This window comes from Pseudomonas nitroreducens (assembly GCF_010994165.1).
In the GTDB taxonomy this organism is placed as follows: Bacteria; Pseudomonadota; Gammaproteobacteria; order Pseudomonadales; family Pseudomonadaceae; genus Pseudomonas; species Pseudomonas nitroreducens.
The window spans coordinates 1-21,817 of record NZ_WMBX01000008.1 but is presented as its reverse complement, the minus strand read 5'-3'; the positions used below and the strand labels follow the sequence as shown (position 1 = coordinate 21,817).

Here is a 21,817-nt window from a genome sequence, read left to right as displayed (position 1 = left end):
ATAAAAAAGGCCTCCCGAAGGAGGCCTTAATGCTGTCGCTATTTATAGGTATTCGTGGATCAGACGCTGTAGTACAGGTCGTATTCCAGCGGGTGCACGAAGGTACGCACCTTGATTTCTTCTTCCGACTTCAGCTCGATGTAGGCATCGATGAACTCGTCGGTGAACACGCCGCCCTTGGTCAGGAACGCACGGCCCTTGTCGAGTTCTTCCAGCGCCTCTTTCAGGCTGCCGCACACCTGCGGGATTTCCTTCGCCTCTTCCGGCGGCAGGTCGTACAGGTTCTTGTCGGCGGCATCGCCGGGGTGAATCTTGTTCTGGATGCCGTCCAGGCCGGCCATCAGCAGAGCGGCGAAGCACAGGTAGGGGTTGGCAGCCGGGTCCGGGAAGCGCGCTTCGATGCGGCGGGCTTTCGGGCTGGAAACGTACGGGATGCGGATCGAGGCGGAACGGTTACGGGCCGAGTAGGCCAGCATGACCGGGGCTTCGAAGCCCGGAACCAGACGCTTGTAGGAGTTGGTGGCCGGGTTGGTGAAGCCGTTCAGGGCCTTGCCGTGCTTGATGATGCCGCCGATGAAGTACAGGGCGGTGTCGGACAGGCCGGCATAGCCTTCGCCCGCGAAGGTGTTCTTGCCATCCTTGGAGATGGACATGTGCACGTGCATGCCCGAGCCGTTGTCGCCGTACAGCGGCTTCGGCATGAAGGTCACGGTCTTGCCGTAGGCGTCGGCCACGTTGTGGATGCAGTACTTCAGGGTCTGCACTTCGTCAGCCTTGGCAACGAGGGTGTTGAACTTCACACCGATCTCGTTCTGGCCGGCGGTGGCCACTTCGTGGTGGTGAACTTCCACGGTCAGGCCCATTTCTTCCAGAGCGTTGCACATGGCGGTACGGATTTCGTGGTCGTGGTCGACCGGCGGCACCGGGAAGTAGCCGCCTTTAACGCCCGGACGGTGACCTTTGTTGCCGGTCTCGATGTCGGCGTCGGTGTTCCAGGAAGCCTGCTCGGAGAAGATCTTGAACATCGAGCCGGAGATGTCGGACTTGAACTTCACTTCGTCGAAGATGAAGAACTCCGGCTCCGGGCCGACGAAGACGGTGTCGCCGATGCCGGTGGACTTCAGGTATTCCTCGGCGCGCTTGGCGATGTTGCGCGGGTCGCGCTCATAGCCCTGCATGGTGCTCGGCTCGATGATGTCGCAGACCAGGATCAGCGTCGGCTCTTCGGTGAACGGGTCGAGCACGGCGGTGCTGTCGTCCGGGAGCAGGATCATGTCGGAGGCTTCGATGCCTTTCCAACCAGCGATGGAGGAACCGTCGAACATCTTGCCGGCTTCGAAGAATTCATCGTCCAGGGCGTCGCGGGCGGGCATGGTGACGTGCTGCTGCTTGCCTTTGGTATCGGTGAAGCGCAGGTCAACCCACTTCACGTCATGATCTTTGATCAGTTGTTGCGACTTGTACGACATGCTGTCCTCCAGGAGGGATTAGAGCTGGGAGCTTTTTCGTGCCCCAGTATCGGGTGATGCCGGCCGGAATACTCCGCCAGGGCAACCTGCCTCACAAGAGAGCAAGTTGCGTGCCAGTGCCCGTAAACGGGCAGGGCCCCTGAAAATGCGGGCTGTGGCGGGTGTTGCGGCGAACTGCGCCGTTTCTCTGCACTGCTTTGGTGCTCCATGGTGGTGCACAAGTCCATTTTGGTGCACAAAAAAGAAAGTCTCTGATTTCTGCTCAAGTCTTGAGCAATTTCGGATATAATTCCGCCCCTTTTTTTCAGTCCCATGGCAATCGCCCGATTCGCATGAAACTCATCGTCAAGGTCTTCCAGGAAATCACCATCAAGAGCCGGCCGGTGCGCAAGCGCTTCATCCGGCAACTGGCGAAGAACATTCGCACGGTGCTCCGCGACCTCGACCCCGAGCTGATGGTCGAAGGCGAGTGGGACAACCTCGAGGTCGAGACCAGGGTCACCGACCCCAAGGCCCTGCGCGAGATGATCGAGCGGCTGACTTGCACGCCGGGCATCGGCCACTTCCTGGAAGTGCATGAGTACCCGCTGGGCGATTTCGACGACATCCTCGAGAAGTGCAAACAGCACTTCGGCGACAAGCTGCTGGGCAAAGTGTTCTCCATGCGCTGCAAGCGCGCCGGCAAGCATCCCTTCACCTCTATAGATGTGGAGCGTTATGTCGGCGGCGGCCTGCGCCAGCACTGCGGTGCGGCGGGCGTATCGCTGAAGAACCCGGAAGTGGAAGTGCGCGTGGAAATCCGCCACGACCGCCTCTATGTCATCCACGCTCAGCACGAGGGCCTGGGCGGCTATCCGCTGGGCGCGCTGGAGCAGGTGCTGGTGCTGATGTCCGGCGGCTTCGACTCCACCGTGGCGGCCTACCAGATGATGCGCCGCGGCATGATCAGCCACTTCGTGTTCTTCAACCTCGGCGGCCGTGCCCACGAACTGGGCGTGATGGAAGTCGCGCACTACCTGTGGCAGAAGTACGGCAGCTCCCAGCGCGTGCTGTTCGTCAGCGTGCCTTTCGAGGAAGTGGTCGGCGAGATTCTCACCAAGGTCGACGACAGCTACATGGGCGTGACCTTGAAGCGCATGATGCTGCGCGCCGCGAGCCGCGTGGCCGAGCGCCTGGAGATCGACGCGCTGGTGACCGGCGAGGCGATTTCCCAGGTGTCCAGCCAGACTCTGCCGAACCTCTCGGTGATCGACCGGGTGACCGACACCCTGGTGCTGCGCCCGCTGATCGTCAGCCACAAGCAGGACATCATCGATACCGCGACGAAGATCGGCACCGCCGAGTTCGCCAAGCACATGCCCGAGTACTGTGGTGTGATCTCGGTGAACCCGACCACCCAGGCCAAGCCGCAGCGCGTCGACTACGAAGAAACCAAGTTCGACATGGCCGTGCTCGACCGCGCCCTGGAACGCTCCACCCAGATGACCGTCGACCGCGTGATCGACGAACTCGGCAAGGACCTGCCGGTGGAGATGGTCGACGAAGTGTTGGCCGGCCAGATAGTCATCGACATCCGTCACCCGGATGCCCAGGAAGATGAACCGCTGGCCATCGAGGGCATCGAAGTCCTGCCGATGCCGTTCTACGCCATCAACAGCAAGTTCAAGGAACTGGACCCCAACCGCCAGTACCTCCTGTATTGCGACAAGGGCGTCATGAGCCGCCTGCACGCCCACCACCTGGTCAACGAAGGGCACACCAATGTGCGTGTTTACCGTCCGCAATAAAGGTGCGGACCAACGCCGCCAGCCCGGACTGTTCGGCGGCAGTATCCGCCACCGACCTCCCGACACATTGGGTGCGTAGGCTCACGCCCTGACCTTTTGCACCGCCGCGCCACGGCCCGGCCCCCGCTGCCGAAAACGGCAGCCGAAGATTCACTATCGAGACTGACACTGTGATCGAAAAACTGCGCAACATCGCCATCATCGCCCACGTCGACCATGGCAAGACCACCCTCGTGGACAAGCTCCTGCGCCTGTCCGGCACCCTCGACCGCAAAGAAGCGGAAAACGAGCGCGTGATGGACTCCAACGACCAGGAAAAAGAGCGTGGCATTACCATCCTGGCGAAGAACACCGCCCTGAAATGGAACGACTACAGCATCAACATCGTCGACACCCCCGGCCACGCCGACTTCGGTGGCGAGGTTGAGCGCGTGATGTCCATGGTCGACTCCGTACTGCTGGTGGTTGACGCCCAGGACGGCCCCATGCCGCAGACCCGCTTCGTGACCCAGAAGGCGTTCAAGGCCGGCCTGCGTCCGATCGTCGTGGTGAACAAGATCGACCGTCCGGGCGCGCGTCCTGACTGGGTTATCGACCAGATCTTCGACCTGTTCGACAACCTCGGCGCCACCGACGAGCAACTGGACTTCCCGATCGTCTATGCCAGTGCCCTGAACGGCATCGCCGGCATGGACCACGAGAAGATGGACGACAACATGGACGCGCTGTTCCAGGCGATCATCGACCACGTCCCGGCGCCGAAAGTCGACGTCGACGGTCCGTTCCAGATGCAGATCTCCCAGCTGGACTACAACAGCTTCCTCGGCGTGATCGGCATCGGCCGTATCGCTCGCGGCAAGGTCAAGACCAACACCCCGGTCGTGGCCATCAGCGACGACGGCACCAAGCGCAACGGCCGTATCCTGAAGATCATGGGCCACTCGGGCCTGCAGCGCATCGAAGTCGCTGAAGCCGAGGCCGGTGACATCGTCTGTGTCTCGGGCATGGACGAGCTGTACATCTCCGACACCCTGTGCGACCCGCAGAACGTCGAAGCGCGCCCGCCGCTGACCGTCGACCAGCCGACCGTGAGCATGACCTTCCAGGTCAACGACTCGCCGTTCGCCGGCAAGGAAGGCAAGTTCGTCACCAGCCGCAACATCAAGGACCGTCTGGACAAGGAACTGCTGCACAACGTGGCCCTGCGCGTCGAGCAAGGCGACTCCCCGGAGAAGTTCAAGGTCTCCGGCCGTGGCGAACTGCACCTCTCGGTACTGATCGAAACCATGCGTCGTGAAGGCTTCGAGCTGGCCGTAGGCCGTCCGGAAGTGGTCATCATCGAGACCGCCGAAGGCGAGAAGCAGGAGCCTTACGAGAACGTCACCATCGACATCGAAGAGCAGCACCAGGGCTCGGTGATGGAGCAGATGGGCCTGCGCAAGGGTGATCTGACCAACATGATCCCCGACGGCAAGGGTCGCGTGCGCCTGGAGTACACCATCCCGGCGCGTGGCCTGATCGGCTTCCGTAACAACTTCCTGACCCTGACCTCGGGCACCGGCATCCTGACCTCGACCTTCAGCCACTACGGCCCGATCAAGGCCGGCGAAGTGACCAACCGTCAGAACGGCGTACTGGTCTCCATGGCCACCGGCACCGCGCTGACCTACTCGCTGGAAACCCTGCAGAGCCGCGGCAAGCTGTTCCTCGGCCCAGGCGACGAGATCTACGAAGGCCAGCTGGCCGGCATCAACAGCCGCGACAACGACCTGGTGATCAACCCCACCAAAGGCAAGAAGCTCGACAACATGCGCGCTTCGGGCAAGGACGAAGTCATCGCCCTGGTTCCGCCGATCCGCTTCACCCTCGAGCAGGCGCTGGAATTCATCGCCGATGACGAGCTGGTGGAAGTGACGCCGAAGTCGATCCGTCTGCGCAAGAAGATGCTGAACGAGAACGACCGCAAGCGCTACGAGCGCGCCAAGGTCTAAGTCGACCAGCAGTACGAGAAAGCCGGGCTTATGCCCGGCTTTTTTTGCCCGCGGTAAAGGCCGCCAGCGATTGTAGGAACAAGAGGGTGTCGTAGGACGCGTCCGATTTTTCCTCGGAGCGTGGCTGAAGGGCAGTCTCGCGACGTCTGACTATTCGAAGCTGTGAGATCGTGGACGCAGGCCAGGGAGCCGGGCCGATATACTCAGCTGTCCGGGCGTACGCGTCCGGATCGGGATGGATTCGCACAGAACCTCAAGGATTCGAAAGCATGCAATGGATTTTCATGCTGGTCGGCCTGGTCATCGGCGCCGCTGCGGGCGAGTCGATCACCGGGGCGGTACTCGGCGCGGTGATGGGCCTCGCGCTGGGGCAGACCTTCGCGCTGCACAGCCTGCAACGGGAGAACGCCAGCCTTCGTGGTGAGCTGAAGGCTTTTGGCGAGCGCTTCGACCAGGGCACCAAGGCTCTCTATGAGCGGCTGCTGCAGGTGGAGCGCGGCGCGGCCGGGCAGGTGCCGCCGGCCGGCGTCGAGTACACCGCGCCCGAGATGCCCGTTGCTGCGTCCAAGACTGAGGCAGACGCCGACGGCGAGCCCGAATTCGAGGCACCCACCCGCGAAGCTGTTGCCACCGAGCTGGAGTGGAGTATCGAGCTGCCTGCCGACGAGCTGGCGCCTGCCCTAGCGCCTGCTGCGCGGGAGGAAGCAGCTGTCGAGTGGTCGGACCTGGTGCTCGAACCCCTGGACAAGCCAGCAACCCAGGCGCGTGTCGAAGAGCCCGAGGTTCAGCCACACGCGGCTCCTGCCGCCCCGCCGGTGCCACCACAACCGCCAGTTCCCTCCCTGTTCGACCGCGCCTTCGGGGCCGCCCGCGACTGGCTGCTCGGCGGCAACACCGTACTGCGCGTCGGCGTGCTGCTGTTGTTCCTCGGCCTGGCCTTCCTGCTGCGCTACGCCACCGAGGGCATGACCATGCCGCCGCAGGGGCCGTACATCGGCACCGCCGCCGCCGCGCTGGCGTTGCTCGGCCTGGGCTGGTGGCTGCGTCATCGGCGCCCGGCCTATGCGCTGATCCTCCAGGGCACCGGTATCGCCGTGCTCTACCTGACGGTGTTCGCCAGTATCAAGCTGTACCCGGCGATGAACCACGGCGACGTGCTGATCGATCCGCAGGCCGGGTTCGTGCTGCTGGTGGCGGTCACCCTGTTCTCGGCGATCCTGGCCATCCTCCAGGATGCGCTGGGCCTCGCCGCTGCTGCCGCGCTGGGTGGTTTCGCCGCGCCGATCCTGGCTTCCACCGGCGGCGGCAGCCATGTCGCGCTGTTCAGCTACTTCGCCCTGCTCAACGCCGGTATCTTCGCCATCGCCTGGTTCAAGGCCTGGCGCCTGCTCAACCTGATCGGCTTCTTCGGCACCTTCGGTATCGGTCTCGCCTGGGGGCTGCGCTCCTACAAGCCGGAACTGTTCGCCACCACCGAGCCGTTCCTGGTCCTGTTCTTCCTCACCTACGTCGCCATCGGCCTGCTGTTCGCCCGCCGGCGCCTGCGCGAGGCGGCTGGCGCGCCGGAAGATGACTCCCGCGAGGCGCTGCTGCGCTGGTCGGCGCGGCAGACCGACTACGTCGACGGCACCATCCTGTTCGGCACGCCGTTGCTGGGCTTCGGCCTGCAGTACGGGGTCATCCAGCACCTGGAGTTCGGCGCTGCGTTCAGCGCCCTGGCGCTGGGTCTGTTCTACATGGTGCTCGCCCGCGTGCTGGCCGGTCGCACTGCCGGCCGCGCGCTGCTGTTGGTGGAAACCTGCCTGGCGCTGGGCGTGGTATTCGGCACCCTGGCGATTCCGCTGGGCCTGGACGCGCGCTGGACGTCTGCCGCCTGGGCCGTGGAAGGCGCCGGTATCTTCTGGCTCGGCCTGCGCCAGCAGCGGCCGCTGGCGCGGATTTTTGCCCTGCTGTTGCAAGTGGGCGCAGCGCTGGCGTTCCTCGCCGGGCTGCATGCCGACCCGCAATCGCTGACGCTGCTCGAAGGCGCACCGCTGGGCGCGCTGATGCTCGGTGTGGCATTGCTGTTCAGCTTCTGGAACCTGCGCAATGCCGATCCACACATTCTGCGCAACTGGGAGCCGAGTGCGCGTCCGGTCCTGGCAGCTTTCGGCCTGGCCTTCCTCTACCTGATCGCGCCCCTGCTGCTGGGCGCGGACGGCACGGCCATGACCTGGGCCATCGCCGGGCTGGCCACGCTGTTCGCCGCGCTGCGCCTGCGCTCGCGCACTTTCCTGGCCTGCGCATTTGCCGTGCAGCTGTTGGGCGGAGCGGTGTTCCTCCTGCATCTCCATGGCGCGCAGGAGGGCGGCGGGGTGCTGGGCTCCGGCTGGCGCGGGCTGGTCACGGCCTCGCTGATTGGCCTCGCGCTGATCGCAGGCATGCTGGTCGCTGCGAGAGACGCCATGGTCCGCGACGACCGCCGGCTGGTGCTGGGATTGAGCGTGGTCCTGCTGCTGGGCCTGGCCTTCGTCAACCTCGCCGTGCTTTTCGTGCTGCCGTGGCAAGCGGCGGCGGCGGTGTGGGCGGGCAGCGGCCTGCTGATCCTCTGGTTGAGCCTGCAATTGCAGCAACGCGCCGCTTTCGTCTTCGGCCTGGTGCTGCAGGTGATTGGCGCGGGCGCCTTCCTCTTCGGTGGCGCCGCGCTGTTCGGCGACCTGCCCAGCGAGGGCCTGAAGCCGCTGGCGCACATGGGCTTCTGGACTCCGGCGGTGCTGGCGCTGGCCGCTCTGGTCGGCGCCTGGCGCCTGCACCGGGCCAGCGAGCGCGAGCGCAACCTGGCGCTGGGTGGTCTTGGGCTGGAGCAGCTTTCGCAGTTGCTGCTGGTCTGGGGCACCGGCTGGTGGGCATTGACCGCGCTGTGGGAGATCGCCCGCTTCGTGCCCGGCGAGATGCGTGAGCACGTGGCAGTGCTGGTGGCTGCGATCAGCGTGGGCTCCTGGTCGCTGCTGGCGCGCCGCGAGCAATGGCGCGCGCTGGCGCTGCTGTGCCTGGCGCTGGTGCCGATGTCGCTGGTGGCCCTGGCCAGTGCCTGGAACCTGCAGTACCACCCGCTGGCGGAGCTGGGCTGGCTTGGCTGGCTGGCGGTGTTCGTGGTGCACTTCCTCATACTGCGTCGCCTCGATGCGCTGCTACCGCGCCTGGCCGCGCGCACGGCCCATGTGCTGGGCTGCTGGCTGATCCTCGGCGTGCTGGCGCTGGAGCTGCGCTACCTGTTCTTCGCCCTGGCCGAGCACTACAACGCCTGGCGCTGGCTGGGTTGGGCGCTGGTACCGAGCCTGTTCCTGATCCTCATGGGCGGTGTGGCGCGCCTGCCGTGGCCGGTGGCCGCCTTCGAGCGCGAGTACCGCGCCATCGCCGCCGCTCCGGTAGCCCTGGCGCTACTGGGCTGGTTCTGGCTGGTCAACCTGTTCAGCAACGGCGCGGCCGACCCGCTGCCGTACCTGCCGCTGCTGAACCCGCTGGAGCTGGGCATGCTCATCGTGCTCGGGGCGATCTTCCAGTGGACGCGCCTGGGCCTGCCGCAACTGGGCGTGGCCGAATCCACCCTGCGCCTGCCGGTGCAGGCGCTGCTGGGCGCCTCGCTGTTTGCCCTGCTGACCATGGCCGTGTGCCGTACCGCGCACCATTGGGGCGGCGTGCCGTTCGAGTTCGACGCCTTGAGCCAGTCCATGCTGGTGCAGGCCGGGCTGTCCATCGTCTGGGCGCTGATCGCGCTGGGTCTGATGATCGCCGGGCACCTGCGTGGCCGGCGTGATTTCTGGCTGGTCGGCGCGGTGCTGCTGGTCGTGGTGGTGATCAAGCTGTTCCTGGTCGACCGCGCCAGTGGCGGCAGCCTGGAACGCATCATTTCCTTCATTGGTGTCGGCGTGCTGATGCTGATCGTCGGCTACTTCGCGCCGCTGCCGCCGCGCCGGCCTGTGCCCGAAGAGTCATCGCAACAGGAGCAACCCTCCGCATGAAGCTCAAGACACTCGTACTTTTCATCGGCGCGTGCCTGCTGGGTAATCACGCCAGTGCTGCGCCCGCGCCGGCGGATTTCGCCAATCGCGTGCCGCTGGAGGTTTCCGGCAACGGCCCCTGGTACCGCGTGCAACTGCCTATCGAAGTGCTGTTCGCGGCCCGCCATGGTGACCTGCGCGACGTGCGCATCTTCAACGCCGAGGGCGAGGCGCTGCCCTACAGCCTGCGCACCAGCGCGGCGAGCGAGAAAGAGGTGCGCAGCGAAGTGCAGGCGCGCATCTTCCCGCTGCGGGGAGCCTCCGGCAGTGCGGCCGGCGACAACCTGAAGATTGTCCGCAGCACCACCGGCACCATCCTGGAAATCACCCCGAATGCGCCGACGCCGGACAAGGCTCAGGTGCTCCGCGGCTGGCTGCTGGAGACCGGTGCCGGCGACCTGCCGCTGGACCGTCTGCAGCTTGACTGGACGGCCGACGGTGACGGCTTCCAGCGCCTGCGCATCGAGGCCAGCGACGACCTCGAACACTGGCGCTCGCTGGGCGAGGGACAACTGGCGCGGCTGGATTTCAACGGCCAGCGCATCGAGCAGAACGACATCGCGCTGCCCGGCGAGACGGCGCGCTACCTGCGTCTGTGGTGGGAGTCGCCCGAGCAGGCCGCGCAGCTGGTGGGCGCCACGCTCAGTGGCAGCCGCAGCACTAGCGGCCCGGTGCCGATGCTCTGGTCCGAACCGCTGGCGGCCAAGGCCGACACTAATGGTGACTTCAACTGGAGCCTGCCGTTGGCGCTGCCGGTGGAGCGCGTGCGGATTCCTCTGCCGCAGGACAACACCCTGGCACCGGTAGTCATCTCTGGCCGCCACGACGGCAACGTGCAGTGGACCCCGCTGGCGCGCGGCGTGCTGTATCGCCTGCCGGGGCAGGGTGGCGAGGTTACCCAGGAAGAACTGGAGCTGCCTGGCCGCACGTTGGGCCAGTTGCGCCTGCAAGTGGATTCGCGCGGTGGTGGCCTCGGCGGCTCGACAGCGCACCTGAGCGTGGGCGTGCGCGCCAGCGAGCTGGTGTTCCTCGCCCGCGGCGGTGCGCCCTATGAGCTGGCGGTGGGCAACGGTTCGATCACCGATGGCAGCCTGCCGTTGACCACCCTGGTGCCCGGCTACGAGCCCAAGCGCCTGGTGGGCATGGGCGAGGCACGGCTCAAGGGCACTCTTCAGGCTCCTGCCACACCCGCGACGGCCAAGGAGGCGAAGGCCGATACAAACTGGAAACGCTACGGCCTGTGGGCGCTGCTGCTGGCGGGCGTCGGCCTGCTCGCGCTGATGGCGCTGAGCCTGCTGCGGAGCAATCGCCAGGCCAGCTGATCGGCGCGGATCGCCGCAAGATAGGGGTGTCGCCTTTAGAAATTCTGATACTGTCTTGGTTGTTCTGATTACCGAATAACAACAAAGCATGGAGTAGCAGAATGATCAGAAAGGCGCTCACCCCGCTGGCGGCTGCGTGCGCGATGGCCATTGCCGCACAGGCCTCCGCAGCCCCTTCGCCGTATTCCACCATGGTCGTCTTCGGCGACAGCCTGAGCGATTCCGGACAGTTCGCCGACGCCGGCGGCCCTGCCGGTGCCAGCACCCGCTTCACCAACCGCGTCGGCTCCACCTACCTGGACGGCAGCGGCGAGATTTTCGGCCCCACGGCGCCGATGATCCTGGGCGGCAAGCTGGGCATCAATGGCACCGACCTGAACCCCTCCACGTCGCTGGTCCCCGGCACCGTGGACGGCAACAACTGGGCGGTCGGCGGCTATCGCACCGACCAGATCTACGATTCCATCACCGCGCCCGGTGGCTCTGTCGTCACCTCCGGCTCCAACAGCCGTACCCGTGATGGCTACCTGGTGAACAATCGCGCCGACCCGAACGCACTGTATTACCTCACCGGCGGCGGCAACGACTTCCTCCAGTTCCGCATCACCGACGACCCCACGGCCCGCGCCGCCGCCGGCCGCCTGGTGGACAGCGTCGATGCGCTGCACAACGCCGGTGCGCGCTACATCATGGTCTGGCTGCTGCCCGACCTCGGCCAGACCCCGGCCACCAACGGCACCGTGCTGGAATCCTTTGGCACCCAGCTGTCGGGCATTTTCAACGAGGAGCTGGCCGCGCAGCTGGCCGCCTCCAATGCCAACGTCATCCCGCTGAACATCCCGGCGATGTTCAAGGAAGTCCTGGCCAACCCGGGCGCCTATGGCCTGGCCACCGACCAGAACCTGATCGGCACCTGCTTCAGCGGCAACAGCTGCCCCGAAAACGCGGTGTATGGTCGCCACGGCAGCAGCCCCGATCCGACCAAGCTGATCTTCAACGACGGCGTGCACCCGACCATCGCCGGCCAGACGCTGATTGCCGACTATGCCTACTCGGTGCTCTCTGCCCCGTGGGAAGCAACCATGCTGCCGGAGATGGCCCTGGGTACGTACAACGCCTACCAGGACCAACTGCGCAGCCAGTGGCTGGCGGACTGGGAAAGCTGGCAGGGCGTGAACCAGTGGCGCGGCTTCGTCAGCGGCGGCGCGCAGCACCTGGACTACGACGACCAGGACAGCGCGGCCGACGGCTCCGGCTACGGCGCCAACCTGACCCTGGGCACCAGCTATCGTCTCGATGACGCCTGGCGCGTCGGTGGCTCGCTGGGCTTCTACCGGCAGAAACTGGAGCTGGGTTCCGACGACTCCGACTACAAGCTCAACAGCTACCTGGGCAGCCTGTTCGTGCAGTTCCAGCAGAACCGCTGGTGGGCCGACGCCTCTGTCACTGGCGGCAAGCTCGACTTCGACGATGCCAATCGCAAGTTCAGCATCATCAACCACGAAGTCGAGGAAAAGGCCGACACCGACGGCAGCCTGCTGGCCTTCAGCGGTCGCCTGGGCTACGACATTGCCCAGGGCGGCGAGAACTGGCACCTGTCGCCCTTCGTCAGTGCGGACTGGGCCCGGGTGAAAGTGGACAGCTACGAAGAGGGCAGCGGCCGTTCCACCGCGCTGGCCTATGATGAGCAGAATCGCTACTCCCGGCGCCTCGGCGTGGGCCTGCAGGGCAAGTTCGACGTATCGCCGCAGACCCAGCTGTTCGGTGAAGTCGCGGTAGAGCGGGAATATGCCGACGACACCCAGAACGTCGGCATGAACTTCACCAGCCTGCCGGACATCGGCTTCAGCCTGCAGGGCTATACCCCGCAGAGTCACCTGCAGCGCGCCACCATTGGCGTAGCCCAGAAGCTGACCCCGGAGCTGACCCTGCGCGGCAGCTACAGCGCACACCGCAGCAGCGACGACCTGGCACAGGGGGTGAACCTGGCGCTGAGCCTGGACTTCTGATCGCCTGAGGTGAATGAGCGGGGTGACGGGCGGATGCGGCCGTCACCCCGTTTTCTTTCACGTGGTCCGCTCGCCGCGCGGCCGAAAGTCGCGGGGCCGACCGGCGTTGGGGAACTGCCCGTGAGCGGTGGGCTCCAAGCATTCGGTGAGCCGCTGTGCAAGGAGGCATCGCGGTCGTTTCCACGCTAGAATGCGCCCTGATTTTTTTCCTCTTCTCCCCTGGAGCCTTCCATGTCCCGCGTTACCCTGAGCCGCTACCTGATCGAGCAGACCCGCAGTCACAATACCCCGGCCGACCTGCGCTTCCTCGTCGAGGTAGTAGCGCGCGCCTGCAAGGAAATCAGCCATGCCGTCTCCAAGGGCGCCCTGGGCGGCGTGCTGGGCAGCATGGGCACCGAGAACGTGCAGGGCGAAGTGCAGAAGAAGCTGGACGTGATCTCCAACGAGATCCTCCTGGAGGCCAACGAGTGGGCCGGCAACCTGGCCGGCATGGCATCCGAGGAGATGGACCATCCCTACCAGATTCCGGGAAAGTACCCCAAGGGCGCCTACCTGCTGGTCTTCGATCCGCTGGACGGCTCCTCCAACATCGACGTCAACGTCTCGGTCGGCACCATCTTCTCCGTGCTGCGCTGTCCGCATGAGTACCTGAGCCAGAACGACAGCCTGCGCGAGGAAGCCTTCCTGCAGCCGGGTACCACCCAGGTCGCCGCCGGCTACGCCATCTACGGCCCGCAGACCATGCTGATCCTGACCCTGGGCAATGGCGTGAAGGGCTTCACCCTGGACCGCGAACTGGGCAGCTTCGTGCTGACCCACGAGAACATCACCGTGCCCACCAGCACCGCCGAATTCGCCATCAACATGTCCAACGAGCGCCACTGGGAAGCTCCGGTGAAGCGCTATGTCAGCGAACTGCTGGCCGGCAAGGAAGGCCCGCTGGGCAAGAACTACAACATGCGCTGGATCGCCTCCATGGTGGCCGACGTGCACCGCATCCTGACCCGCGGTGGAGTGTTCATGTACCCGCGCGACTCCCGCGAGCCGGAGAAGCCCGGCAAGCTGCGCCTGATGTACGAAGCCAACCCGATGTCCTTCATCATCGAGCAGGCTGGCGGCGCCGCCACCAACGGCCACCAGCGCATCCTCGACATCCAGCCGGAAAACCTGCACCAGCGCGTCGCGGTGTTCCTGGGCTCCAAGGAAGAAGTCGAACGCGCCACCGCCTACCACCAGGAAGGCTGATGAGCGCCGCGCCCTGGCAGTCGCTGCTCGACTGGTGGTTCGGCAACGCGCTGGACGCCAACGAAGTCGCCGCCCAGCGCAACGCCCTGTGGTTCGGCAAGAGCGCCTGCCAGGACGTGGACTCGGAAAACCGTTTCGGTGGCCTGGTGCGCCAGGCCCTGGACGGTGGTCTGCAGGAGTGGGAGCGCGAGCCGCAGAGCTGGCTGGCGCTGGTCCTGCTGCTGGATCAGCTGCCGCGGATGATCTTCCGTGATTCCCCGCGCGCCTACGCCGGCGATGCCCGCGCCCAGCAACTGGTGCGCCAGGGGCTGGAGGCCGGTTTCGATCGCCAGTTGCCGCGCATCGAACGGGTGTTCGTCTACATCGTGCTGGAGCACGCCGAGAATCTGGCCAGCCAGAACGAGGCAGTGCGCCTGTATGAGGAATTGCAGGGCGAATCCAGCGAGAGCGAGAAGGTGCTGTTCGCTGGTTACCTCGCCTATGCGCGCAAGCACCAGGTGGTGATCAAGCGCTTCGGCCGCTTCCCCCACCGCAACGCCATTCTCGGCCGCGAATCCACGGTCGAAGAAGTACAGTTCCTCACGGAACCTGGCTCACGTTTCTGACTCCAACCCGGCGGCCGAACCGGTCGCCCTGTGCCAAGCTTGTTGGCCTGCCCCCCAAAAAATGGAGTTGTCGATGTCTTTCCGCCGCCTCGCGCTCGTCGCGTTCTGTGTCGTCCTGGCCGCTTGCAGCAAAGTGAACCAGGAGAACTATTCCAAGATCAAAACCGGCATGAGCAAGGCCGAGGTGGAAAGCCTGCTCGGCAAGCCTGCCGAATGCTCCGGCGCACTGGGGGTTTCCAGCTGCACCTGGGGAGACGAGAAGGCTTTCATCAGCATCCAGTACGCTGGCGACAAAGTGCTGCTGTTCTCCGCCCAGGGCCTGAAGTAGGCCTGGGGGACGGGGCGGGCAGCCAAGGAGCAACGCAATGCGTCGATCCCTTATCTGGTTGGCCTGCCTCGCCGCGTTGAGCGGTTGTGCCGGTTCCTCGCCGCAACCGCCGCAGACCGTGCAGGTCGACCTCAAGCGCTACGAGGGCACCTGGTACGAGCTGGCGCGCAAGCCGATGTTTTTCCAGCGCCACTGCGCGCAGTCGGAAGCCCACTATCGGTTGCAGCCTGATTCCAGCATCGCGGTGACCAATCGCTGCCTGACCACCGACGGTGAATGGGACCAGGCCACCGGCCGCGCCGAAGCGCAGGTGCCGGGCCGCACCGACAAGCTCTGGGTGCGTTTCGACAACACCTTCACGCGGATCTTCCCGGGGCTCGCCAAGGGTGACTATTGGGTACTCTACGTCGACGCCGATTACCAGACCGCGCTGGTGGGCAACCCGAATCGCGAGTACCTCTGGCTGCTGTCGCGCAAGCCGGTGGTGCCGGATGCCACCCGCATGAAGCTGCTGGGGCTGGCCCATGAGCGCGGCTTCCAGACCGACGACCTGATCTGGCGGGCAGCCGATTCCAGTTCGGCGGCCCAATAAAAAACGCCCCTCGGGGCGTTTTTTATTGGCGGGTATTTCGCGCGGTATTGCCGGCGCGGGCTTTTCGTAGGAGCGAGCTGTCAGTCCAGCAGCTCGCGAAGGACGCCACCGAACGCCTGGGCGCTTTGTTCTTCAAGCGCGTGCCGGCCTTCGCGCACACGCCATTGCCCGGCAACCATCACATCGCGTACCTGGCGGTCGCCGCCGGCGAACAGCCAGCGGTTGAGGATCGCGTCGCCACGGGCAGTTTGCAGGTAAGGGTCGCCACCGTTGAGTACCAGCAGGTCGGCGCGCTTGCCGACAGCCAGTTCCCCCGTGGGCTGGCCAAGCGCCTGTGCGCCGCCGCTGAGGGCGGCATCGAACAGGGTGCGGCCAACCATGGGCTGGTCCTTGCCGTAGAGGCGGTTGCGGCGCTGGTCGCGCAGGCGCTGGCCATATTCCAGCCAGCGCAGTTCCTCGACCACGCTCAGTGATACATGGCTGTCCGAACCGATGCCGAAGCGGCCGTTCTGGGCGAGGTAATCCACCGCCGGGAAGATGCCGTCGCCCAGGTTCGCCTCGGTGGTCAGGCAGAGGCCGGCGACCGCGCCACTACGGGCCATGGCGGTGACTTCGTCGGGTTCGGCGTGGGTGGCGTGGACCAGGCACCAGCGTTCGTCCACCGCGACGTTCTCGTACAGCCACTGCAGTGGTCGGCGACCGCTCCAGGCCAGGCAGTCGTCGACTTCCTTCTGCTGCTCGGCGATGTGGATGTGCACCGGGCAGCCGCTGGAATCAGCGCCCAGCACCTCGGTGATCTGCTGCGGTGTCACCGCGCGCAGGGAGTGGAAGCACAGGCCGAGGCCCTGCTGCGGCTGGTCTGCCAGGTGCGTGCGCAGCCCGTCGATCAGTTTCAGGTAGCTGTTCGTGCTGTTGATGAAACGGCGCTGGCCTTCGCTCGGCGACTGGCCGCCGAAACCGGCGTGGGAGTAGAGCACCGGCAGCAGGGTCAGGCCAATGCCGGCATCCGCCGCGGCCTGGCTGACGCGCAGCGCCAGTTCCGCCGGGTTGGTATAGGGCTGGCCGTCGATGTCGTGGTGCACGTAGTGGAATTCGGCGACGCCGGTGTAACCGGCCTTGAGCATTTCGATGTACAGCTGGCGGGCGATCACCCCGACCTGCTCGGGCGACAGGCGACCGACCAGGCGATACATCAGCTCGCGCCAGGTCCAGAAGCTGTCGTTGGGGTTGCCGGCAACTTCCGCCAGGCCCGCCATGGCGCGCTGGAAGGCGTGGGAGTGCAGGTTCGGCATGCCCGCCAGGCCCGGTCCGGCGATGCGCTCGGCGCCTTCTGCGCTGGCGTCCGGGGTGATCGCGGTGAACTGGCCCGCGGCATCGATTTCGAAGCGGACGTTGCGCGCCCAGCCAGAAGGCAGCAGTGCAGTTTCGGCGAACAGAACGGACATGCGGGAGTTCCTCGCAGGTTTCTTGGAATTTGTATATACATATACAGACGTTTGCCGGGGCCGTAAACTGCAAGGCAACCCGGCGGTCGTCAGAGGACTTGTATGCACGGGTCGAATCCGGTACATGCCGGAGTCAGACCGCAGTCGCCCTCCAAAGAAAGAACACCGTCGCCACGACAAGGAGTTTCCCGTGCCCGCATCGCCCACGCCTACCCCGCCCGCCGAGGGTTCGTCGCTCGCCGCGCAGATGGGGGAAATTCCCGCGCCGCTGTACGCTCGCGTCAAGCAGATGATCATCCAGCAGATCCAGTCCGGAACCTGGCCGCCGCACCACCGCGTGCCGTCCGAGGCGGAGCTGGTTGCCGAGCTGAGTGTCAGCCGCATGACCATCAACCGCGCGCTGCGCGAGCTGACTGCCGACGGCCTGCTGGTGCGCATGCAGGGCGTCGGCACCTTCGTCGCCGAGCCCAAGGGCCAGTCGGCGCTGTTCCAGGTGCAGAACATTGCCGAGGAAATCACTGCCCGCGGGCACAAGCACCACCTCGTGGTGATCAGTCTGGTGGAAGAGCTGGCCAGCGCCGAGCGCGCGCTGGCGCTGGACGTGCGCGAGGGCCAGCGCATCTTCCACTCGGTGATCGTGCACTACGAAAACGATATCCCGGTGCAGATCGAGGACCGCTACGTCAACGCGGCCGTGGCGCCGGATTACCTCAAGCAGGATTTCACCGGGCAGACGCCCTTCGCCTACCTCACCCAGGTCGCCCCGCTGAGCGAGGGCGAGCACGTGGTCGAGGCGGTGCTGCCCAGCCCCGAGGAATGCAAGCTGCTGTCCGTCGACCGCCATGAACCATGCCTGCTGATCCGCCGGCGCACCTGGTCGGGACGCAATACCGTGACCAGCGCGCGCCTGCTCTATCCGGGTTCGCGCTACCGCCTGGAAGGACGATTCAGTTCATGAGTGAAGTGCGAATTCTGCGCGCCGCCGACTACCCGGCGATGCCCTGGAAGAATGGCGCGGGCACGACCCGCGAGATCGTCCGCGATGCCGGCGATGGCCTGGAAGGCTTCGGCTGGCGCGTGTCCATCGCCGACGTAGGGGCGCCGGGGCCGTTCTCTGCGTTCACCGGCTACCAGCGCGTCATCAGCGTGTTGCAAGGCGAGGGCATGCGGCTGAGCGTGGACGGCATCGATTCCCGCGACCTGCGCGCACTCGATGCCTTCGCCTTCGATGGCGCCAGTGCGGTGGACTGTACGCTGCTGGGCGGCGCGATTCGTGACTTCAATCTGATCTATTCGCCCACTCGCTACCGGGCACGCTTGCAGTGGCTGCGGTTGGACCGCGAGGCGCATTTCTTCAGCAGCGCTTCCACGGTGCTGTTGTTCAGTACGGGCGAGGGGGTTCACCCCAGTCTGAACGGCGAGGCCGCCGGGGTGCTGGGGCTGCATGACACGCTGATTGCCGAAGGTGCGGGCGTTCTGCGGGAGTGGCGGCTGACGGTGGCGGGAAGTGCAGATATCTGCGTGATCGAACTCGATCCGCGATGAACAACAAGGGCGCCCCGGCGCCCTTGTTGTTGGCGGGATGTTGATCCGTAGGGCGGGTTACGAATACAACCGCTCGTAGCCAATCCAGCGGCTCATCACCCCATCCTCGACCCACGCCCGCGCGGCGGCGATGTCCGGAGCGAAGTAGCGGTCCTGTTCATAGTGCGGCACCTGGCTGCGGATCAGCGTACGGACTTCCTGCAACTGCGGCGAACTTTGCAGCGGCGCGTGGAAGTCCACGCCCTGCGCGGCGGCGAGCAGTTCGATGGCGACCACACCGGCGCTGTTGGCGGCCATGTCCTGCAGGCGGCGGGCGGCGAAGGTGGCCATGGAGACGTGGTCTTCCTGGTTGGCCGAGGTCGGCAGGCTGTCCACCGAAGCCGGGTGCGCCCAGGTCTTGTTCTCCGAGGCCAGCGCCGCCGAGGTGACCTGGGCGATCATGAAGCCGGAGTTGAGCCCGCCTTCCTTGACCAGGAACGCCGGCAGGCCGGACATGGCCGGGTCCACCAGTTGGGCGATGCGCCGCTCGGACAGCGCGCCGATCTCGGAGATTGCCAGCGCCAGCACGTCGGAGGCCATGGCCACCGGCTCGGCGTGGAAGTTACCGCCTGACAGAACGTCGCCGTCAGCGCTGAACACCAGCGGGTTGTCGGAAACCGCATTGGCCTCGCGCAGGAAAACTCCAGCAGCGAAGCGCAGATGGTCCAGGCATGCGCCCATCACCTGTGGTTGGCAGCGCAGCGAGTACGGGTCCTGCACACGCTTGCAGTCGATGTGCGACTGGTTGATCGGGCTGTCGTGCAGCAGCTCGCGGTACAGCGCGGCGACGGCGATCTGCCCCGGCTGGCCGCGCACTTCCTGAATGCGCGCATCGAAGGGGACGAACGAGCCTTTGAGCGCTTCCACCGTCAGGCTGCCGGCGACTACCGCCGAGACGAACAGTTTCTCCGCTGCGAACAGCCCGCGCAGGGCCAGCGCGGTGGAAACCTGGGTGCCGTTGATCAGCGCCAGGCCCTCCTTCGGGCCCAGCACCAGCGGCTCGGCGCCGGCGATGGCGAGGCCTTCGCTGGCTTCGAGGATGCGCCCTTCATGGCGCACCTGGCCGACGCCCAGCAGGATCGCGGACATATGCGCCAGCGGCGCGAGGTCGCCGGAGGCGCCAACCGAGCCCTGGGATGGAATACACGGGTAGACCCGTGCGCGGTAGAGCTTGAGCAGCGTCTCGATCACCGCCGGGCTGACGCCGGAAAAGCCGCGCGCCAGCGAACCGATCTTCAGCGCCATGATCAGTGCCACGCTGGCGTCGTCCAGCAGCGGGCCGGTGCCGGTGCAGTGGGAGAGGATCAGGTTGCGCTGCAGGGTGGCGAGCTGGTCCTCGGGGATGGAGGTGCGCGCCAGCAGGCCGAAGCCGGTGTTGATGCCGTACACGGTGCGCTGGTCGGCGATGATCTGGCTGACCGTCTGCGCGCTGTGCAGGATGGCTTCGCGGCATTCGTCGGCAAGCTGCAGGTCGGGCTGGTGCTGGTAGATGGCGCGCAGTTGGTCGAGGTCGAACTGGCCGGGCGTCAGGAGCAGGGTTGCGGGCATGTCGGCATCCTGGATTCGGTGAAGTGTTACCGTGGATAGTTCCTGTATATACAGGTATAGCAATCTCTGTGCCATGGCGCGCCAGGGCCCATGCCTTCGTCGCCGGTCGCGCTGAGAGGCCGCTCGGGAGAAAGTGAATGTCACCCCCGGTGGCATTTCCAGTCCGATGGTTGTGGGCAAACCGCGCCGCGGCGGCTAAACCCTAAGGACACCAACGCGCCCGGAGTCGCCCATGTCCGCCCCCCGTTGCCTGTTCGCGCTGCTACTGGCCTTCGGCCTGTGCGCCCAGACCCTTGCTGCCGGCTGTCCCTATCCGAAACCCGTGGTATTCGCCGGGCTGAACTGGGAGAGCGGGATGTTCACCACCGAGGTCCTGCGCTTCATCCTGGAGAAGGGCTACGGTTGTCAGACCGACGCCGTGCCGGGTAACACGGTGACCATGGAGAACGCGCTGAAGCAGAACGACATCCAGGTCACCGGCGAGCAGTGGGCCGGGCGCAGTACCGTGTGGCAGCAGGCCGAACAGGCCGGCCAGGTGTTCTCCGTGGGCGAGACAGTGAAGGGCGCCAGCGAAGGCTGGTGGGTGCCGGATTATGTAGTGCACGGCGATGCCAAGCGCGGCATCAAGGCTTCCGCGCCGGGCCTGAAGTCCGTCAGCGACCTGCCCCGGTACAAGGCGTTGTTCAAGGATGACGAGGAGCCGGACAAGGGCCGCTTCTACAACTGCCCCACCGGCTGGACCTGCGAGATCGTCAACACACAGAAGCTCAAGGCCTACGGGCTGACTGACAGCTACGTGAACTTCCGTACCGGCGCCGGCCCGGCGCTGGATGCGGCGATCAGCTCGGCCATCGCACAGGGCCGGCCAGTGCTCTTCTATTACTGGGCGCCGACGCCGCTGCTGGGGCGCTTCAAGTTGGTGCAGCTGGAGGAGCCACCGTTCAGTGAGGAGGCCTGGAAGACCTTGACCGACCCGAACAACCCCAATCCCGAGGGCTCTCGCTCGCTACCGGCGAAGATCAGCATTGGCGTGTCGCGCGACTTCCACGACAAGGCGCCGGAACTGGTGCAGGTGTTCGAGCAGGTCGAGCTGCCGCTGCCGATATTCAACGCGCTGCTCGCAGACATGGCGCAGCATCATCGGAACGTGGCGGACGTGCGGGCAAAGTTCTTCCGCGAGCACCGGGCGTTGTGGTCGAAATGGGTGACGCCCCAGGCGGTGGGGAGGATCGATGCAGCGTTGAAGTGAGCGAGTGCCTGAAGAGTGGTCATTGTGCTGGACGCTTTTCTTCCCCTTGTCCTGTCAGTGCTCGTGGTCTGACGCTGGCGTACTTTCCTTCGTCCTCATGCTTGTCTATACAACCTGTGTCTCTTCGTAGCGAGCGGTGTTACCGAAGGCTACGAAACGGTGCACGGAAGCCTTCTTCCGGTGCGGCTGTCTGTCAGACGGCGCTTTCTGTCAGCTCCTGCTCGTTTCATGTTTTCCTATTTTTATTTTTATTAATCAATAGCTTAATTGATTGTTCTGGTGGGCGATCAGCACCGCCAAACAAGGTTGGCCCTTGCTTTGCTTATACTTGTACATACAAGCATAGACATGATGGTTTCGAGACTTTCGGAACTGTCCAACGAACCGCCAAAGCCCTCACCGGCTGAACGATCCGAGCAAGCGAAGGAGCCTTCCGTGACCAAATTCCGCGACGTCGAAATCCGTGCCCCGCGCGGCACCCAATTGAACGCCAAAAGCTGGCTGACCGAAGCGCCGCTGCGCATGCTGATGAACAACCTCGACCCGGAAGTCGCCGAGAACCCCAAGGAGCTGGTGGTGTACGGCGGCATCGGTCGCGCCGCG

15 protein-coding genes and 1 pseudogene are annotated in these 21,817 nt (G+C 65.3%); 13 read left to right on the top strand and 3 right to left on the bottom strand.

All coding sequences use genetic code 11. The features are described from left to right. Positions 1–59: 59 nt before the first annotated feature. Positions 60–1,469, bottom strand: a complete 1,410-nt coding sequence (gene glnA, locus GJV37_RS27845) for a glutamate--ammonia ligase (protein WP_037012316.1) — start codon at positions 1,467–1,469, stop codon at positions 60–62. Positions 1,470–1,801: 332 nt separating this feature from the next. On the opposite strand from glnA, the gene thiI reads away from it, so the two are divergent. The 9 genes from thiI (at position 1,802) to GJV37_RS27800 (ending at position 15,388) form a co-directional block, all read left to right on the top strand. Beyond that, positions 1,802–3,256 (top strand): tRNA uracil 4-sulfurtransferase ThiI, encoded by a 1,455-nt coding sequence (thiI, locus tag GJV37_RS27840; RefSeq protein ID WP_024766659.1) that lies wholly within the window; start codon positions 1,802–1,804, stop codon positions 3,254–3,256. A gap of 170 nt (positions 3,257–3,426) precedes the next feature. Beyond that, positions 3,427–5,247, top strand: coding sequence for a translational GTPase TypA (typA, locus tag GJV37_RS27835; RefSeq protein WP_024766660.1), 1,821 nt, complete (start codon positions 3,427–3,429; stop codon positions 5,245–5,247). Positions 5,248–5,600: 353 nt separating this feature from the next. Continuing rightward, a complete protein-coding gene (locus GJV37_RS27830) occupies positions 5,601–9,248 on the top strand; it encodes a DUF2339 domain-containing protein (RefSeq protein WP_425326849.1) in 3,648 nt (1,215 codons plus the stop codon). Further along, a complete protein-coding gene (locus GJV37_RS27825) occupies positions 9,245–10,609 on the top strand; it encodes a DUF3999 domain-containing protein (protein ID WP_193453189.1) in 1,365 nt (454 codons plus the stop codon). Before GJV37_RS27830 ends, GJV37_RS27825 begins: the two co-directional genes overlap by 4 nt. Positions 10,610–10,710: 101 nt before the next feature. Next, complete coding sequence (gene estP / locus GJV37_RS27820) at positions 10,711–12,618, top strand: esterase EstP (RefSeq protein WP_193453188.1); 1,908 nt, start codon at positions 10,711–10,713, stop codon at positions 12,616–12,618. A 231-nt stretch (positions 12,619–12,849) separates the two neighbouring features. Next, positions 12,850–13,863, top strand: a complete 1,014-nt coding sequence (locus tag GJV37_RS27815) for a class 1 fructose-bisphosphatase (protein WP_024766663.1) — start codon at positions 12,850–12,852, stop codon at positions 13,861–13,863. Beyond that, positions 13,863–14,468, top strand: coding sequence for a DUF924 family protein (locus tag GJV37_RS27810; protein ID WP_169887104.1), 606 nt, complete (start codon positions 13,863–13,865; stop codon positions 14,466–14,468). The genes GJV37_RS27815 and GJV37_RS27810 overlap by 1 nt, the downstream gene beginning before the upstream one ends. A 73-nt stretch (positions 14,469–14,541) precedes the next feature. Next, positions 14,542–14,796 carry an outer membrane protein assembly factor BamE domain-containing protein gene (gene bamE, locus GJV37_RS27805; protein WP_024766664.1) on the top strand — a complete coding sequence of 85 codons (255 nt, stop codon included), beginning with the start codon at positions 14,542–14,544 and terminating at the stop codon, positions 14,794–14,796. Between the two features lie 37 nt (positions 14,797–14,833). Then, a complete protein-coding gene (locus GJV37_RS27800; RefSeq protein WP_170858976.1) occupies positions 14,834–15,388 on the top strand; it encodes a lipocalin family protein in 555 nt (184 codons plus the stop codon). Positions 15,389–15,468: 80 nt separating this feature from the next. Here GJV37_RS27800 and GJV37_RS27795 read toward each other — a convergent pair whose 3' ends face one another. Further along, the gene (locus GJV37_RS27795) at positions 15,469–16,833 is read right to left on the bottom strand and encodes a formimidoylglutamate deiminase (RefSeq protein ID WP_193453187.1); all 1,365 of its coding nucleotides are present in this window, start codon (positions 16,831–16,833) and stop codon (positions 15,469–15,471) included. A gap of 247 nt (positions 16,834–17,080) precedes the next feature. On the opposite strand from GJV37_RS27795, the gene hutC reads away from it, so the two are divergent. Together hutC and GJV37_RS27785 are read left to right on the top strand one after the other, a co-directional pair. Then, positions 17,081–17,791 carry a histidine utilization transcriptional repressor HutC gene (gene hutC, locus GJV37_RS27790; protein WP_065086557.1) on the top strand — a complete coding sequence of 237 codons (711 nt, stop codon included), beginning with the start codon at positions 17,081–17,083 and terminating at the stop codon, positions 17,789–17,791. Next, positions 17,788–18,378, top strand: coding sequence for a HutD/Ves family protein (locus GJV37_RS27785; RefSeq protein ID WP_170858974.1), 591 nt, complete (start codon positions 17,788–17,790; stop codon positions 18,376–18,378). The genes hutC and GJV37_RS27785 overlap by 4 nt, the downstream gene beginning before the upstream one ends. A 57-nt stretch (positions 18,379–18,435) precedes the next feature. Here GJV37_RS27785 and hutH read toward each other — a convergent pair whose 3' ends face one another. Further along, on the bottom strand, positions 18,436–19,965 hold the full coding sequence (gene hutH / locus GJV37_RS27780; RefSeq protein WP_170858973.1) for a histidine ammonia-lyase: 1,530 nt from the start codon (positions 19,963–19,965) through the stop codon (positions 18,436–18,438). A 232-nt stretch (positions 19,966–20,197) separates the two neighbouring features. Between hutH and GJV37_RS27775 the strand changes: the two genes are divergently transcribed. Both GJV37_RS27775 and GJV37_RS27770 read left to right on the top strand, forming a co-directional pair. Continuing rightward, positions 20,198–21,214 carry an ABC transporter substrate-binding protein gene (locus GJV37_RS27775; protein WP_089285856.1) on the top strand — a complete coding sequence of 339 codons (1,017 nt, stop codon included), beginning with the start codon at positions 20,198–20,200 and terminating at the stop codon, positions 21,212–21,214. Positions 21,215–21,649: 435 nt separating this feature from the next. Continuing rightward, positions 21,650–21,817 (top strand): annotated as a pseudogene (locus tag GJV37_RS27770) (urocanate hydratase); the annotation flags it as partial.